General features: G+C 45.1%; 10 protein-coding genes and 3 tRNA genes. 8 read left to right on the top strand and 5 right to left on the bottom strand.

Going from position 1 to position 15,569, the window contains the following annotated elements; translation table 11 throughout:
* Nucleotides 1-53 precede the first annotated feature (53 nt).
* From CLV98_RS21440 to CLV98_RS21410, 7 genes are all read left to right on the top strand, one after another.
* Nucleotides 54-3,392, top strand: coding sequence for a TonB-dependent receptor (locus tag CLV98_RS21440; RefSeq protein WP_158281305.1), 3,339 nt, complete (start codon nucleotides 54-56; stop codon nucleotides 3,390-3,392).
* Nucleotides 3,393-3,412: 20 nt separating this feature from the next.
* Complete coding sequence (locus CLV98_RS21435) at nucleotides 3,413-4,867, top strand: RagB/SusD family nutrient uptake outer membrane protein (protein ID WP_109677875.1); 1,455 nt, start codon at nucleotides 3,413-3,415, stop codon at nucleotides 4,865-4,867.
* 102 nt (nucleotides 4,868-4,969) lie between these two features.
* The gene (locus CLV98_RS21430) at nucleotides 4,970-6,442 is read left to right on the top strand and encodes a sulfatase (protein ID WP_229203521.1); all 1,473 of its coding nucleotides are present in this window, start codon (nucleotides 4,970-4,972) and stop codon (nucleotides 6,440-6,442) included.
* A 220-nt stretch (nucleotides 6,443-6,662) separates the two neighbouring features.
* Nucleotides 6,663-9,080, top strand: a complete 2,418-nt coding sequence (locus CLV98_RS21425; RefSeq protein ID WP_109677871.1) for a PAS domain-containing sensor histidine kinase — start codon at nucleotides 6,663-6,665, stop codon at nucleotides 9,078-9,080.
* Between the two features lie 100 nt (nucleotides 9,081-9,180).
* Nucleotides 9,181-10,065, top strand: a complete 885-nt coding sequence (locus CLV98_RS21420; protein WP_211320098.1) for a LysR family transcriptional regulator — start codon at nucleotides 9,181-9,183, stop codon at nucleotides 10,063-10,065.
* A gap of 158 nt (nucleotides 10,066-10,223) precedes the next feature.
* On the top strand, nucleotides 10,224-10,640 hold the full coding sequence (locus CLV98_RS21415; RefSeq protein ID WP_109677869.1) for a hypothetical protein: 417 nt from the start codon (nucleotides 10,224-10,226) through the stop codon (nucleotides 10,638-10,640).
* 3 nt (nucleotides 10,641-10,643) lie between these two features.
* Entirely contained in the window at nucleotides 10,644-11,372 is a 729-nt protein-coding gene (locus tag CLV98_RS21410; protein ID WP_109677867.1) for a hypothetical protein, read from the top strand.
* A 4-nt stretch (nucleotides 11,373-11,376) separates the two neighbouring features.
* Here CLV98_RS21410 and CLV98_RS21405 read toward each other — a convergent pair whose 3' ends face one another.
* The 5 genes from CLV98_RS21405 to CLV98_RS21385 form a co-directional block, all read right to left on the bottom strand.
* Nucleotides 11,377-11,646: a hypothetical protein gene (locus CLV98_RS21405; protein WP_109677865.1), complete on the bottom strand. Its 270-nt coding sequence runs from the start codon at nucleotides 11,644-11,646 to the stop codon at nucleotides 11,377-11,379.
* An 18-nt stretch (nucleotides 11,647-11,664) separates the two neighbouring features.
* On the bottom strand, nucleotides 11,665-13,410 hold the full coding sequence (locus tag CLV98_RS21400) for a hypothetical protein (RefSeq protein ID WP_109677863.1): 1,746 nt from the start codon (nucleotides 13,408-13,410) through the stop codon (nucleotides 11,665-11,667).
* 681 nt (nucleotides 13,411-14,091) lie between these two features.
* Nucleotides 14,092-14,165 (bottom strand) — tRNA-Arg (locus tag CLV98_RS21395).
* Between the two features lie 65 nt (nucleotides 14,166-14,230).
* Nucleotides 14,231-14,307 (bottom strand) — tRNA-Pro (locus tag CLV98_RS21390).
* A 47-nt stretch (nucleotides 14,308-14,354) separates the two neighbouring features.
* Nucleotides 14,355-14,441: transfer RNA gene (locus tag CLV98_RS21385), tRNA-Ser, on the bottom strand.
* A gap of 129 nt (nucleotides 14,442-14,570) precedes the next feature.
* Here CLV98_RS21385 and CLV98_RS21380 point away from each other — a divergent pair.
* Nucleotides 14,571-15,533, top strand: a complete 963-nt coding sequence (locus tag CLV98_RS21380) for a vWA domain-containing protein (RefSeq protein WP_109677936.1) — start codon at nucleotides 14,571-14,573, stop codon at nucleotides 15,531-15,533.
* The last annotated feature ends 36 nt before the right edge of the window (nucleotides 15,534-15,569 follow it).

Below are 15,569 nucleotides of genomic sequence, written 5' to 3'. Positions count from 1 at the left end.
AATCTAAATTTATGGAAAAACCTTTTATTCCGCAAGGTCTTTTAATTCGTATTATGAGAATATCCTTGGTGCAATGTTTATTGGCGATATTGTTGGCTGGAGCAACGTATGCTACGGAGGTTTCGGGGCAGGAGTTGTTGGACAAGCGATTGACCGTCCGAATGCAAGATCAGCCTCTCAAAGTAATATTGTCGAATTTGGAGCGACAAACCACACTCCGGTTTGTCTATAGCCCCAGGGCTACTCAAGCTGACCGACTAACTAGTGTGAAGGTCAGTAACGAACCTTTATCGGCCATTTTGAATGGACTGCTCGGATCCCTGGACCTAAACTATAGGCTGGTGGGCAACCAAGTCGTCATAAGTCCCAAGGAGCCGATGGCCCCAAAAGGGGAAACCAAGAATGGACGGCCTACGTCGTCGCTTGACCGTACCATTCAAGGTAAGATAGTCGGTGAGCATGGAGAAGCGCTTCCTGGAGTAAGTATCGTGGTGAAAGGAAGCCAAAGAGGCACGGTGAGCAATTTAGAGGGTACGTATAGTTTGTCGGTTCCAGAGAAGTCTGTTGGAGATCCTAACACCATTTTGGTCTTTTCGTATGTGGGGTATCTCACCCAAGAAATCGTTCTTCAAAATCAAAGCTTGGTCGATGTCGTTCTGAAGGCCGATACCAAAGCACTTGAAGAAGTGGTAGTGGTAGGCTATGGCACCCAAAAGAAGTCGGATCTGACTGGATCGGTGGTTTCGGTCGGTGAGAAGGATTTTACCCAAGGGGTCAACAATTCGGCCTTGCAATTATTAAATGGCAAAGCTTCTGGGGTGCAAATCAGTCAGTCGAGCTCAGCACCCGGTGGTGGCATAGCGATCAGAATACGCGGGGCGGGTTCCATTAATAGTGATAATGGTGCCCTTATTGTGGTCGATGGGCTTCCAGGGGCCTCTGCTACGGCCATTAGTCCTGATGATATTGAGTCGATTCAGATCTTAAAAGATGCCTCTGCCGCTGCTATATACGGCTCTCGGGCGGCAAATGGAGTGGTATTGATTACCACCAAAAAAGGAAAAAAAGGAGAGACTCGAGTCAATTACAGTGCCTACCTAGGGGTGCAAAAGGTAGCCAAAAAAATCGATATGCTGAGTACCCCTCAATATTTGCAAACATTAAATGATATTTCAGCAGATTTAGGAAATGCACCGAAGTTTACTCCTGAGCAGATCAGCTCCATTGGTTCTGGAACCGATTGGCAGGATCAGATATTCCGTACCGCTTTGGCACAAAATCATCAAATATCGATCTCTGGAGGAGCCGAAAAAACTAGTTTTTATATGGGGGTCAATTTCCTTAATCAGGATGGCGTCGTGAAGGGCTCGGGCCTTAAAAAGTACAATGTAAGATTGAACTACGAGGTAAAACCATTTGAAAAACTAAAGGTTAATCTCAGTCTGAATTCTAATCGGAGCAGAAACACTCAAATTTTAACAACCAATTCAGGGAATGAAAATGCCGGTCCTATTAATGCGGCATTACAGTTTGATCCTACCATCCCCGTTGGTCTTGATGCATCGGGTCGGTACCCTTTCAACCCGCTCATATCCCTGGAGAACCCGCTTGCGTTGATCAATGGAGTCGATCAACAGCAAGTATCTAACCGGAGTTTTGGTACTTTAAGTACTGATTATACCATTCTAAAAGACTGGACAGCCACCTTACGGGTTGGGGTGGATATTGCAAACAATAGAAACGATAATTATATAAGTACCATAACGCAACGCGGCTTGGCTTCCGGTGGTAATGGAAGCATTCAATCTTCAGAAGATTTACACTGGATTTCAGAATTTTTTACGACCTATAACCACACCTTTAGCGATATCCATCAATTGTCGCTTGTAGGAGGAGCAACTTTGGAAAAGTACGATATTAATTCAGTAGGTGCCACATCCATGGGTTTCCTATCGGATGTTACCCTTACCAATTTATTGGCGAGTGGCGATGGCGACAGGGGGGACAATGTAAGCAGTAGCCGATTTACGAATAAATTGAATTCATATTTGGGCAGGGTGAATTACACGCTAAAAGACCGCTACTTGCTTACGGCATCTATGCGGGTGGACGGCACATCTAGGTTTTCAGATGCTCACAAATTTGCCTTTTTTCCATCCTTTGCACTGGGGTGGCGCCTGTCTGAGGAGGATTTTGTCAAACAGACTGGAATCTTTAATGATCTTAAGCTAAGGATGAGTTATGGGAAAAGTGGTAATCAGGCAATAAATAACTTCGAGACCTTGCAGACATTTATAGCAGGTGGGAGGGCTATTTTGGGGGGCGGACTCGTGCAGGGAGTGGAACCAGCTCGAATTGCAAATAGTGACTTGCGCTGGGAATCGACCGAGGAGCTGGACTTAGGCGTCGACTTTAGCGTGCTTCGAGGTCGATTGAATGGGTCATTGGAATATTATATCAAAACGACTAGTGATCAGTTGTTTAATAAACCCTTACCTACCACTTCAGGCTTCTCAAGTATTAGAGTCAATTTTGGAGAGGTTCGAAATCAAGGTCTTGACCTAATGTTGGAATCAAGGAATTTGGTAAACGCCTTCAAATGGAATACTACCCTCACCTTTTCTGTCTTGAAGAATAGAGTACGGGAATTACCTGACTTTATCTCTCAGGTGCTCACGGGTGGCGTGGGTTATACGGCCCAATATGCCATAGTGCGGGAAGGCGCTCCTATGCGGTCCTATTACGGATACCAAGTTGATGGTCTGTTTCAAGAATCCGATGATATCGCCAACTCTGCGCAGCCTACAGCCAAGCCAGGCTACCCTCGTTTTGTTGACGAGAATGGAGACGGTAAAATTGACCCTAACGATCGGGTAATACTCGGTAGCCCCTTTCCAAAACGACTGTACAGCCTGAATAATAATTTTTCTTATAGAGGGTTTAATTTGAGCGTGCTTGTAACGGCCGTAGACGGAATCAGTACCCTGGACAATAATATTGTGGAGTCTCTGTATCCGATCAATTTTGAAAGGAACCGAATTGCGGAGCATTATTTAGATAGATGGACCCCCTCTAATCCTGGAGCTAAATACCCATCTGGGGTCAACCCCAGTGCCTATGGGGGAGCTTTGGCGATCAATTCGATGACCATCTCCGACGCTTCCTTTGTCCGATTAAAGACGGTTAATTTGGGGTATAACTTTCAGTTCAAAAATCAACGTGCGCTTCATTCGGCATCGTTTTATGTGGCTGCCGATAATCTGATGACGATTACCAATTTCTTGGGCTACGATCCCGATGCCAATGCATCTGGAACGGGCGTTGAACGGGCTAGCTACAACAGTTATCCTCTAAACAAAACTGTTCGTATCGGAGTCAATATCGGTTTTTAACTCAAATATTCCACATCAATATGAAAAATATTAGAACATATTTATTAGCCTGTATACTATTCACAGGTTGTTTATTGCCCACTAGCTGTACTGAGTTTTTAAAAGAAGAGGTGTATACCCAGTATGATCCAGAAAACTTTTTGAATACTGAGGATGGGATAAAAAAGGTTTTAGTCGGTGCTTATAGTCAGTTGCAAGTCAATGGAGGCATGCGTGAAGATCAGTTTACGCTTTCGGAGTTCCCAACAGACCTTACTCTAGAAAGTGGCGGGCAGTTTGAAAAGGATGCCCTGCCTTATATTAACTTTCAATGGGATGCTTCATCGAGCTTTTTAAGGGCTATATGGGCGAATATGTATACGGCTATTCGTAATGCGAATGTATTACTTGAAAATATCGACAACATCACCTCCATACCTGCCGATCGATTGGCTCAATATAAGGCAGAAGGAACTTTCATAAGAGCCGAAGCATATGCGCATTTGTATCGTTATTTTGGTCCAGTCCCTTTGATCGTATCCTCTGGGACCGACGATTTGCAGCCGAGCCGACCCACCGACGAAGCCTTCGTTAGCTTTGTTGCTTCTGAGTTGGAAGCCTCTGCTAAGGACTTGCCGGTAAAGCAGGATTTGTATGGAAAGGCGACTAAGGGAGCTGCGCTGGCAGTATTGACAAAGTTCTATCTGAACACCAAACAATGGGAAAAAAGCGCCGCTACGAGTCTACAGGTCATGGAACTGAACCAGTACAAACTATTTCCTGCCATAGAAGATCTTTTTGCGGTCGAGAACGAATTGAATGACGAGTATATTTATGTTTATCCTTGCCTGGCTCAAGGGCCCGGAAATGCATATATGGCCCATGCCTTTCCACCCAATTACCCTATTCAGAGTAATTGGATCAATTATGGGGCTCAATTTAGAACCTATACGGCTTTTGTGAAATCTTTTCTTCCTGAGGATCGACGCTTGAAAATGTTTGTTACCGAATATACAGATACCAAGGGCGTATTGCAGAAACTCTTGGAAGATGAGTCGGGGAAAGCGTTGGATAACGCCCGGAGTTTTAAGTACCGGCCCGACCCCAATGCCATTTCGCAGAATAATGGTAATGATATTCCCGTGATTCGCTATGCCGACATACTATTGAGTCGAGCCGAAGCATTGAATGAAATGAACGGTCCAAACGAAGAGAGCATTGCGCTTATCAATAAGGTTAGGCAGAGAGCGGGAATTCTGGATTTGAATTTGTCCGATTTTTCAACGAAAGAAAGCTTAAGGAACCATTTGTTAAAAGAAAGAGGATGGGAATTTTTTACAGAAGGGAAGCGGCGTGAAGATTTGATCCGTATGGGGCAATTTATTTCTAATGCAGTGGCTAGAGGCAAAAACGCACAACCGCACCAAGTACTGTATCCGTTGCCTCAGTCCGAAATAGATGCTAATCCTAATTTGAAGCAAAATGACGGTTATTGATTGAGTAAAAATTATAAGGATAGTCCTTTGCCTGCCCATGGACCTCGTACGTTCAAAAGCAGGTATTGAGAAATAATGTTTCTAAGTATAAACAAGATTATAATGAAAGTAAGACTTAATTGGGGTATCGTTATCCTGGCCTTGGTAGTAACTGCCTGTGGGGGGATGAAGAAAAAGGGTACTGCCTCAAAGCCCAATATCCTCTTTATTTTGGTGGACGATCTCGGCTGGACCGACATTGGTGAATTTGGTAGTAGCTTCTACGAAACGCCCAATGTAGATGCCCTTACTAAAAAAGGGATGAAGTTTACAAGCGCCTATGCGGCATGTCCTGTATGCTCACCGACTCGAGCGAGTATTCTGACCGGAAAATATCCGGCACGTACGAGTACCACCGACTGGTTTGGAGCTCCACAGCCCGAAACCGTAGGGAAGCATTGGACCAAGGATAAGCCATTATTGCCGGCTCCTTATAACGAATTTATGGCCCTCGAAGAACAAACCCTAGCCGAAACTTTTAAGGCTAATGGTTACAGCACTTTCTTTGCTGGCAAATGGCACCTGGGCGATGAAGGTTACTATCCCGAAGATCAGGGATTCGACATCAATAAAGGAGGGTACCACGCAGGCTCTCCTCGTGGCAATCATTATTTTACTCCCTATAATAACCCAAAATTGCAGGATGGGCCGCCTAATGAGAACTTGACCAATCGCCTCGCAGACGAAACGATTTCATTTATTGAACAGGCCGGCAATAAGCCTTTCTTAGCCTATCTGTCGTTTTATTCCGTGCATACCCCCTTGGGAGCTCCGCAGGATTTGATAGACAAATATACCGAGAAAAAGAAACGGTTGGCCTTGGATGATGCCTGGGGCAAACAAGGGAATAATAAGGTGCGCCTTAATCAATGCCTGCCCGTATATGGTGCCATGGTGGAGTCGATGGACAACGCCGTGGGAAAGGTCCTGAAAACACTTAAAGAAAAGAACTTGGATCAGAACACGATTGTCGTCTTTATGTCCGACAACGGGGGTTTGTCTACTTCAGAAGGACACCCTACGTCCAACCTGCCCCTTAAGGCTGGTAAAGGCTGGTTATACGAAGGAGGCGTAAGGGAGCCCATGGTTATCTTTTGGCCGGGGGTTACCAAAGCCGGTATACAGACCGATCAGTATGTAGTAAGTACCGACTTTTATCCTACCTTATTAGAAATGGCTGGCTTGCCTCTGCTGCCAGAGCAGCATGTCGACGGCAAAAGCATGGTACCATTGCTTCAAGGCGAAAAAATGGATAGGGGAGCCGTATTTTGGCATTATCCCCATTATGGCAACCAAGGTAGCTCCCCTGGCTCTTCGGTACGCCTAGGCGATTGGAAGCTTATCCAATGGTTCGAAAAGGGCAGGGAAATGGAACTGTATAATCTTAAAAATGATTTGGGAGAAAACAATAACCTTGCCGCTTCAAACCCCGAGAAAGTTCAAGAATTGCTCAAACTCCTCGACGACTGGCGTAAGGAAACGGGTGCCCGCATGCCTTCGGAGAATCCTAACAGCGCAGCCATGACGGGACGCTGATAACAAATAAGCGTAAAAAAGCAATACCGGCCATTCCACATTGTGGAATGGCCGGTATTGCTTTGGCATAGTCTTGTTAATATTGGTCATGTAGCCATAGAAGTAATCTGGTTGTCTGTAATGCTTTAGGGACTATTTGCCCATGCTTTCCTCTTTGTAATACATTCATTCATAGGTCTATTGGTGCTTATTTTTGAATATTTTTATAACATTCCGTTTCATGGAGTTATTAGGCAAAAGATTCCAGTTTTTGAAGGAAACCGGGGAATTGGGGAAAACTTTTCTCGCTAAGGATTGGAGTTCGACATTATTGGGTAATCCCGATGGTTGGGATCCTTCCTTATTTCAGGTCGCCATCACCCTATTGGAGAGTCCCGTGCCCATGTGCATAGCGTGGGGGCCGAAATACGGGCTTTTATTTAATGATGTTTTTTGGGATATATTTGGCACCGGAGATGCAGAAGCCGCTTTAGGCGAATCTATCGACAGGGTTTTCTTTACCCAATGGTCCAGCTTAAAGCCCTATCTCGATAGCCTATATGCAGGAAATAAGGCTCCTAGTCCATATCTGTTAGAAAGCCCGATTTTGGAAGTGTCTGCCTATGAACTGCTTGCCGGCCCCATACGGGGGGAGTCGGGAGGTATCGGTGGTCTTTTATGCCAGCTTCAGAAGGTGTCGGGCGCACAATATCAGGAGAGCGAAAAACGATTTAGAGCTACCGTCCGACAGGCCCCTATTGCGATTACAATATTACGAGGTCCTGAGTATATCGTTGAGATGGCCAATGACGCCTATCTGAATATCATTGAGAAATCGGAAGCCGAATTTGTCGGTAGGCCTATTTTTGACGCCCTGCCCGAAGTGAAAGAGTCAGTAGAAGGGCTTTTTGAAACCGTGTACAATACAGGCGTTCCTTATCAAGGGGTTGATTACGCCATTCCCCTGATCCGGAATGGGATTCGTAGTATATGTTATTTTAATTTCTCGTATCATCCTCTATTTGAGGAAGATGGTTCTATATCCGGACTTATTGCCACTGCTACCGAGGTGACGGACTATGTAAAAGCGAAGCATTTTATATTAGAAAGTGAGAAAAAGTTTAGAGACTTGGTCATGGATTCACCTATTCCCATGACGATCGTTCGGGGTGAAAAATTCCAAATCGAGATGGCGAACAGGGCTATGTTCTCCAATATTTGGCGCCGTACCGAACAACAGGTTTTGGGACAGCATTTGCTGGAAATATTTCCAGAATTGGAACAGCAAAAATATCCGGAGATACTAAATAGGGTATACCAAACAGGTGAACGGCATCAGGAAATAGAATCCCTGGCCTATGTTTCGGGGGACGATGGGACAAAAAAGTTCTATCTCGATTATGAGTATATGCCCCTACTGGCCGCCAATAAGACCGTTTCGGGGATTATGATTACCGTTAAGGATGTGACCGAGCGCGTAGAGGCCCGCAAGAAAATCGAAGAGAGCGAACAGCGCTTTCGACAGGTGGCCGATAGTGCTCCGGCTTTGATCTGGATGACGGGGGCCAACCGGGAGTCCATATTCTTTAACAAGGCATGGTTTAACTTTACAGGCCGAAGCCCCGAACAAGAACTGGGCAGCGGATGGGAAGACGGGGTCCACCCTTACGACTTGGCACATTTGCTGGATACCTATCAGAATGCTTTCGATAAAAAACAGGCTTTTTATGTAGAATTCCGACTCAAGCGTCACGATGGCGATTATCGATGGATTTCTGATAATGGCGTCCCGCGTTTTACGGCCGATGGGATCTTTCAAGGCTTTATTGGAGCCTGTATGGATATTCACGATCAAAAGGCCTTTTCGGCAGAACTAGAAAAACAAGTCGCCGATAGGACCATGGAACTTCAATCCAAAAATCGTGAGCTGGAACGAATTAATGCCGAACTTCAGTCCTTTGCCTATATTTCGAGTCACGATTTACAAGAGCCCCTGCGCAAAATTCAAGCCTTTGCCTCGCAACTTAGAGAAAGAGAGTTCGACAGGCTGTCGGTCAGGGGTCAAAATGCCTTCCAACGAATAGAAGGAGCGGCTCATAGAATGCAAACACTCATCCAAGATCTGCTGTCCTATTCCAGAACCAATAGGGAAGAAAGGGTATTTGAGTCTATCATTTTTAACGACCTTGTACAGGAAGTAGAAAACGAACTAAAAGAAGAGATCGTCCAAAAAGGGGCAGCGTTGGTTGTGACTGGCGCTAGTTCCATGGAGGTTATCGTGTTCCAATTTAAGCAGTTGCTCCATAATATATTAAGCAACGCCCTTAAGTTCTGTAAAGCCGACCAAGCTCCTGTCATTCATATACTCAGTGAGGAGCTGCCCTATTTGGAAATAAACGACTCGGCGCTTTTGCCCTCCTGCGACTACGTACATATCTGTATCAAGGATAATGGGATCGGGTTCGAGCCAGAATTTAGTAATCGTATTTTCGAAGTTTTCCAACGCCTTCACCCTAACAGCCAATATTATGGAACGGGTATTGGGCTGGCGATTGTAAAGAAAATTGTAGACAACCATGATGGGCACGTCCGTGCCCAGAGCCAATTGGGAGAGGGGGCCGAATTTCATATTTATATTCCTAAGCTAGCCAATCATTAGAAATTGACCTTTATATGCTTATATTGAAGTAAAATAACCCCAGATATTCTGGTTAGCTCCGGCCTAAAGCCCAGGCTGTTTCCCTTCATCTATATTAAGAATGATATTCGACTTCAGACTACAAGTTTTTCATACGGCAGCCAAAAGACTTAATTTTACCCGGGCTGCCGAAGAACTATTTATATCGCAACCCGCCATTACCCGCCATGTACATGAGCTGGAGGCTCAGCTAAAAACCAAACTCTTTGATAGGAGCGGCCCTCATTTGAAGCTTACTGCTGCTGGAGAATTGTTGCTCCGATATTCCGACGCCATCTTTGAGTTGTATCGTAATCTGGAGTTCGAGATTAACGGCCTGAATGAAAGGCATAGTGGTAAGCTACGCCTTGGAGCCAGCACCACAGTGGCCCAGTATATTTTGCCCCCTATTTTGGCCGCTTTCCGTAGGCAGTATTCTGAAATAGAGGTGACCCTCATGATCCGAAATTCGGAAGATATAGAATCGGCCTTGCAGCAGAAGGAGATAGATTTGGCACTCATTGAAGGCTATTCTAAAAATAACACGATCCGGTATACCGAATTTTTAAAGGATGAAATCGTCCTGGTATCTCGTACGCACAATCCCCTTGCCAAAACCGGGGAAATTAGCCCCGATCAATTAAAAAACATCCCACTCCTCTTGCGTGAGCCGGGATCGGGAACCCTGGAAGTGATAGCCCGTGCCCTCAAAGACATAGGACTGAGCATCGCCGATTTACACCATGACATGCAGCTGGGCAGTAGCGAGAGTATGAAGCTCTATATGTTACATTCCGACAGTATGGCCTTTTTGTCGGTTCATTCGGTGATCAAAGAATTAGAGAATAATGAATGTACCATTGTCGATGTCACGGGGCTTACAATCGACAGATTTTTCTATTTTGCCCTCCCTCAGGGACAGCCCGACGCCCTGCCCGATTTGTTTATGAAGTTTGCCAGGAGGTAATGGCCCATGCTTACTAATTCCTATAGGCCAGCGCCAGATTGTTAACGAAGAGCAAGTTAGTAATAGGCCACCGTTAACTAACTATTCTTTTCTTATGGGTTGATATCTAATTAATTATGTTAATTTGGTGTGGTCATTAACCGTAACCATTCTATCGTATGACAAAGGTAAATACCGGCCAATGGTCTGTCGATATCAAGTTAAAGGGATTGGGGGACTCCACCAACGCCTTGGAGGGGATCAGTAGGGAAGCCGCATTTAAGGATATTTTTATTCCTCCACCATCCGAATCGTCGGTGGAAGGGCTAGGGCCTAAAGACCTACATATTACGCCTTCGAAACTAAACTTTAAAGTATCGACTCCTCATTCTGCTATTAAGAAGGCCGATTTGGGAGATATTATCAAAAAAATAATAGACCTGCTTACCAAACAGATGCAGGAACAGGGATTGGATGCCTCTGCAATAGAGGTCAAGCTCTCGAAAGAAGTGCGAGCAGGACTCGTTAAGTCGCTCAAAACAGTTGTGAATTCATCAACACCCTTCGATATTCAGGAATTTTTAAAAGAGATGTAAACCATGCAATCACTGGTTACGTTATTTCAAAGTTTTAGTGGGATATCCCAGGTTTCCGATAAAATCACCACGTTGTTGCTTTTCATAGTGGCCTTGTTCTTCGTCGATCAGCGGTTGAAACTCACCGAAAATTTCAGAAAAGATGAGGTTCATCAGCGGCTCAATACCTTATATGCATTTGCTGCTACCACCGACAAATCGGCTATTAAAGATTCGGTTGTGAACGAGATGATCAAAAAAGAGATTGTGATGCTGAATCTCAGTCTTGAAGATCCAGGCCTTAATTCGCCACCTACCAGCCACGTTTCGTGCAGTAAGCTGCTGACTGTCATAACGTCTGGCTTTTGGTTTATCCTCTATGGCATTGCCGTCTTCGTGTACGTGATAGTAGCGTATTCGCTCAAAAAAGAAAATGGCCTTACCTATGTCTTGGTGCTATTCGGGATTCTTCTATTCCTTTCACTACTAGGACTATTCTCTTACCATATTGCCAGCTCCCTACCGGTTATCTATCATCCGGCCATCAACTATGTGCTCAATATAGCGATATGTTCGTATTTGTTAGGGGCTATTACCAGAGTCCTAGCAGGGTTCTTTCCCGATGAAGAAAAGGCCGATGTGCCAGAAAAGCCGGTAATCATAAAAGAAAAGTCGCGTGTGGATCGCTTAAAAATGGCCTGGAATGGGGCGATTGGTCATCTGCTGTTTTCATTGCCGACTCAGGAAGAGTGAGCGCCTACTCGGGAGGGAGGCATGCGCCTACCCATTGTTCTTTGGGCCAGAAACCACATTTTCCTTCCTTATTTCGCCCGTAAGTCAGCGTAGTTTGCGACTGTACGCCTTTGGTATTGAGGACCAGGCTGAGCTTCAAGGGGGTGTCGGTGTCCGTATCCAGGCCAGCAAGGACCTCATTGACATTGTCGATAAATGCATCCTTGATCGAATGCACATTATCGGTGAGCTGCGACTTTATTAGCTCCGGTTTGGGTTTCTTTTTTTTGCTCATGGTCGTTTGGGGTTGGTTTTACTCTTCAGATACCGCTATGGAGGCTGCAGCGGGCATGGGAGGTTGGTACCTGGGCCGGGTTCCTTTCAAAGCGTCCGATAGTCCATTCATAAGGCTTTTTAGGCTCAAATCCAGCGAAACGCCAAGGAAAAGCCAGGATCTTAACTTTCTTTGGTCGTATACCTGTTGACTGTTGGAGGTAGTTTTGAAGTGCCACATGCTCCCTCCCGTGATGCGGATTACGTTGCCGAGCCTGAAGCCTAAGCCTGTAAGCAGGGTTGAGTTGTCCTTAAAAAAGCCAGACAGTGAATCGGCCGCTACGGATGGTCCGTGGAGTGGGCCCGATGCCAGCGGCACCATGCTGTAGCCAACCATCAGCGAACAGTAATGGCCCCATTTATGTTTGTACGATTTCCAGCTCAAATCCCGGTTGATGGGCCGGAAGTTGATATGGAAGCCCAGATACGGGACGAAAGGGTAGGGGTTGTTGCCCTTGTCGGATAGGCGGGAGCTAACCAGGCCAAAGTCTGGCGTGATACTCAGCTTAGTTCGGGTGTCGAAGCTATAAATAAAAGTACTGGTACCCAGATAAGTGAGGTTGGATAAGGCCTGATAGTAGATTTTGTTTTCTATGTTCGCTCGTATGGCTAGCAACGGAGTTAACTCCTCATGGTTTTGTTCCAAGACCGTTTTTAGGGAGGTGATCAGGGCAATACTTTGACTGAGGTCCGTTGGTCCGGATACATTTAGTGTCTTAGCCATCCAGGCGAGTTCATCCAATGCCTCGATACTCTCGGTTAAGTTCGCGGCTCTGTCGGAGTAGCTTTGGGGTGGAGTAACGGTGCAGCTTTCACAGTCGATGGGAATAGTGCCATCCATTAGCCCTAACCGTTGGGAAGCATCCCGACTGAATACCTGATGAAGCCTTAACAGCCGTTTTATCGCCAGGCTTTCATCGGTCAGAAACTTGGCACGTAATTCAGTGTCAAAATGGGGGCCTTTTTGGTTGATTGCTTTAATGAGTTGTAAAAGATAGCCCGTAGAAGGGTCGTTATGAAGTACGGTTTGGGTAGAAATTTTATCATTCAACTGCCTATTTTTCGACCGCAAAGCCGCATAATCCCGATACAAGCCCAATTTGCCGTCTTCGAAAACCATGGCTATTCGCGTCAATTGCCTAATGTCTTCCTGCTCATTGGGCCAGTTTAAGGGCATGGAGAATTTGGCCTCTATCTGATCCCCTATCTTTTGGTACTCCTTGCGGGCTTTGTCAATACCAACACTGTCGTGGTTGATCTTCCAGTTTTCATAAAAATCGAATAAGCCCATTATTTTTGGGGAGACATCTTCGGCCCAGAAAAACGTATAGGTGCTTCCTGGATCTAGTAAAATAGGGTTGCGGACGCTAATTAACAGGTAGTTTTGTTTGCCAATGGTCTTGACCTCATAGTCGGAAGGCTCAAGGCTTTCCAGTCCTTTTATTTTAGATTGTCGATTCTGTGGGCTGGCTTTTTGATACCTATGCTGGTAGGATGCACCAAAATCGAGCTGTCGTACATGCTTCAAATAGGAAACGCCTATTACTTTGCTCGAAGAGGTCGGTATTTTAAGAATAAAAGGCTGGTCGAAGGGTAAGGATCTGTCGGGGAGGCCCATGATGGGGTCTACTTCTACGATGTTTTCTTCCCGAAAAACCTGTGCATTGACCCAAATAGGAAGCAGGAACAACGAAACGACGATCGGTATGCAGTTAATATGCCCCATGGTACACCAAGATTAGTCAGTTTAACTGACTATAAGTTATTAAGTAATATTCGGTTATGGAACTTTATAGCTTGTTTCTTTGGGGATTTTTATTGAACGGTCATATAAGGAATGTATGGTGGCTTTCGGCTGTCAGTTATCGGCTATTGGCTTTCGGGGATCAAACCATTTTTTATGGGGGCTTAATCTGATAGAATTAGGCATACAGTCTGAAGAGTCTGAATAGCGAAAAGAAACATTTTTTTGCAGTCCCCAGCAATTGATCCCGTTCTGCAGTAACCGGATCAAAACTAAATGTTGTGGAGTAACATGGGTTAAGCAAATAACTGAGATGTTCGATACCTACGGCATCGTCCTAGACGAATCATTGTTTGTATTTCTATAAACATTTTATCCCGCTGGGATAATGTTGCAATGGATTTTAATTCAAATTGAATATTTTGAAAATATTGCGGAAAAGATGCCATCGGCATCTAACGTTTGTAGCAAAACCGAAAACCGATGAATTTCCGACTGCAGGGCAGTCGAACCAAAGTCGTACAAACCTTGAAATTTACTTCTATCTTGCCAACATTTTTGCCTTGATCCCATAAAATAACCGTAAATCGTAATTGTGGGCAAATTGTGTGTGAAGAAAAAAATAAAGCACTTAGAAAAGTCTCTAAGTGCTTTATTTTCAAGTGATCCCGTTTGGATTCGAACCAAAGACCTACTGCTTAGAAGGCAGTTGCTCTATCCAGCTGAGCTACGGGACCTTACAAAAAAATAGGCAGCCAGCAGATTGCAGATCATACTGCATACGGCTATCTGCCTATTCTAATGGTCGGGGAGACAGGATTCGAACCTGCGACCCTCTGGTCCCAAACCAGATGCGCTACCGGGCTGCGCCACTCCCCGAAAAATAAGTACCTAAATCGCTATCTAGGACCGGTACAGAAAACGTGTAGAGGAAGCGGGATTCGAACCCGCGGTACCCTTGCGAGTACGGCAGTTTAGCAAACTACTGGTTTCAGCCACTCACCCATCCCTCCGTCTTTGCGTTCTGGGTTGCAAATATAGCAGGTTGAAATTTAATAAAGCAAACAAATCAGAAAAAAAATATTCAATAGAATCGTTTAATGCCTATTTTTGGCCTAAATAAAATACACAATGCGTTCATTATGAACTGGAATTACTTGCCGGGTACCACCGAATATTTTTTTATTTTTTTCTTCGTCGCACTCTATGTGGTGTATATTTTACGGACGGTTCGCATCGCGCATCAACTAAAAAGCACCGCTAGGTCGCTGATCGTAAAAGTGATTTTACGTACCCTAACATTTGGCTTGCTCTTGGTAAGTCTGCTGGGGCCTTCTTTTGGGGACTCTCAAAAGGAGGTAAAGGGAATCGGGAAAGACATCTATGTTTTGGTAGACTTATCTCTGTCTATGCAGGCGGGCGACGTCACACCGAGCAGGCTCGAAAAGGTGAAATTTGAGTTGAGCCGTTTTGTGGCCACCCAAGCTGCCAGTCGCATAAGTATCATCGTTTTCTCCAACGAGGCCTATGTGCAAGTTCCTCTCACCTACGATTCGGATGCCCTTAAGACTTTTATCCAGTCCTTACAAACCGACTTGGTACCTGGACAAGGGTCCAATGTTTGTTCGGCATTGGAGCTCGCTTTCGATAAAATGTCACAAAATGAGAGCCCCGAAGAACGTTCGAAAATGATGGTGATTTTTAGTGATGGGGATCATACCAGTTATTGTGGGGGTGGGGTGTTCAATAACCTAAGACGCTATGGTGTTACAGTAAATGTAGTGGGGGTGGGCACCGCTACGGGAGCCAGTATCAAAACGGCCGACGGTTTGCTTCGTACCGAAGATGGGGAATTGGTAGTGGCGAAACTGGATGAGAAATTTTTGCAAAATATAAGCACCCAATTAAAAGGGCAGTATTTTTCGCTAAATAATGTGAAAAATGACATGGAGACTATGTCTCAGCTCGTTAAATCGACCACCGGGTCGTTTGTGAATACCCGTACCATGATGGTCGATACTAATAAATACTATTATTTTTTGGGGGCAGCCCTTATTTTGCTACTGATGGACGTGTTAATTACCATTGGGACATTTAGGTTGTAAGGATCAATGCTTATTTTTGTGGCCAAAGTGAATGCG

This window comes from Dyadobacter jejuensis (assembly GCF_003149085.1).
Classification (GTDB): domain Bacteria; phylum Bacteroidota; class Bacteroidia; order Cytophagales; family Spirosomataceae; genus Dyadobacter; species Dyadobacter jejuensis.
Note: the sequence above shows the minus strand (reverse complement) of the source record. Positions and strands in the feature narration are given on the sequence as shown.

Bases quoted from the DNA above. Each gene is read 5' to 3' on its own strand.
- CLV98_RS21415 (WP_109677869.1), top strand. From the start codon at position 10,224: ATGACAAAGGTAAATACCGGCCAATGGTCTGTCGATATCAAGTTAAAG.
- CLV98_RS21410 (WP_109677867.1), top strand. From the start codon at position 10,644: ATGCAATCACTGGTTACGTTATTTCAAAGTTTTAGTGGGATATCCCAG.
- CLV98_RS21430 (WP_229203521.1), top strand. From the start codon at position 4,970: ATGAAAGTAAGACTTAATTGGGGTATCGTTATCCTGGCCTTGGTAGTA.
- CLV98_RS21400 (WP_109677863.1), bottom strand. From the start codon at position 13,410: ATGGGGCATATTAACTGCATACCGATCGTCGTTTCGTTGTTCCTGCTT.
- CLV98_RS21440 (WP_158281305.1), top strand. From the start codon at position 54: ATGAGAATATCCTTGGTGCAATGTTTATTGGCGATATTGTTGGCTGGA.
- CLV98_RS21435 (WP_109677875.1), top strand. From the start codon at position 3,413: ATGAAAAATATTAGAACATATTTATTAGCCTGTATACTATTCACAGGT.
- CLV98_RS21420 (WP_211320098.1), top strand. From the start codon at position 9,181: ATGATATTCGACTTCAGACTACAAGTTTTTCATACGGCAGCCAAAAGA.
- CLV98_RS21380 (WP_109677936.1), top strand. From the start codon at position 14,571: ATGAACTGGAATTACTTGCCGGGTACCACCGAATATTTTTTTATTTTT.
- CLV98_RS21405 (WP_109677865.1), bottom strand. From the start codon at position 11,646: ATGAGCAAAAAAAAGAAACCCAAACCGGAGCTAATAAAGTCGCAGCTC.
- CLV98_RS21425 (WP_109677871.1), top strand. From the start codon at position 6,663: ATGGAGTTATTAGGCAAAAGATTCCAGTTTTTGAAGGAAACCGGGGAA.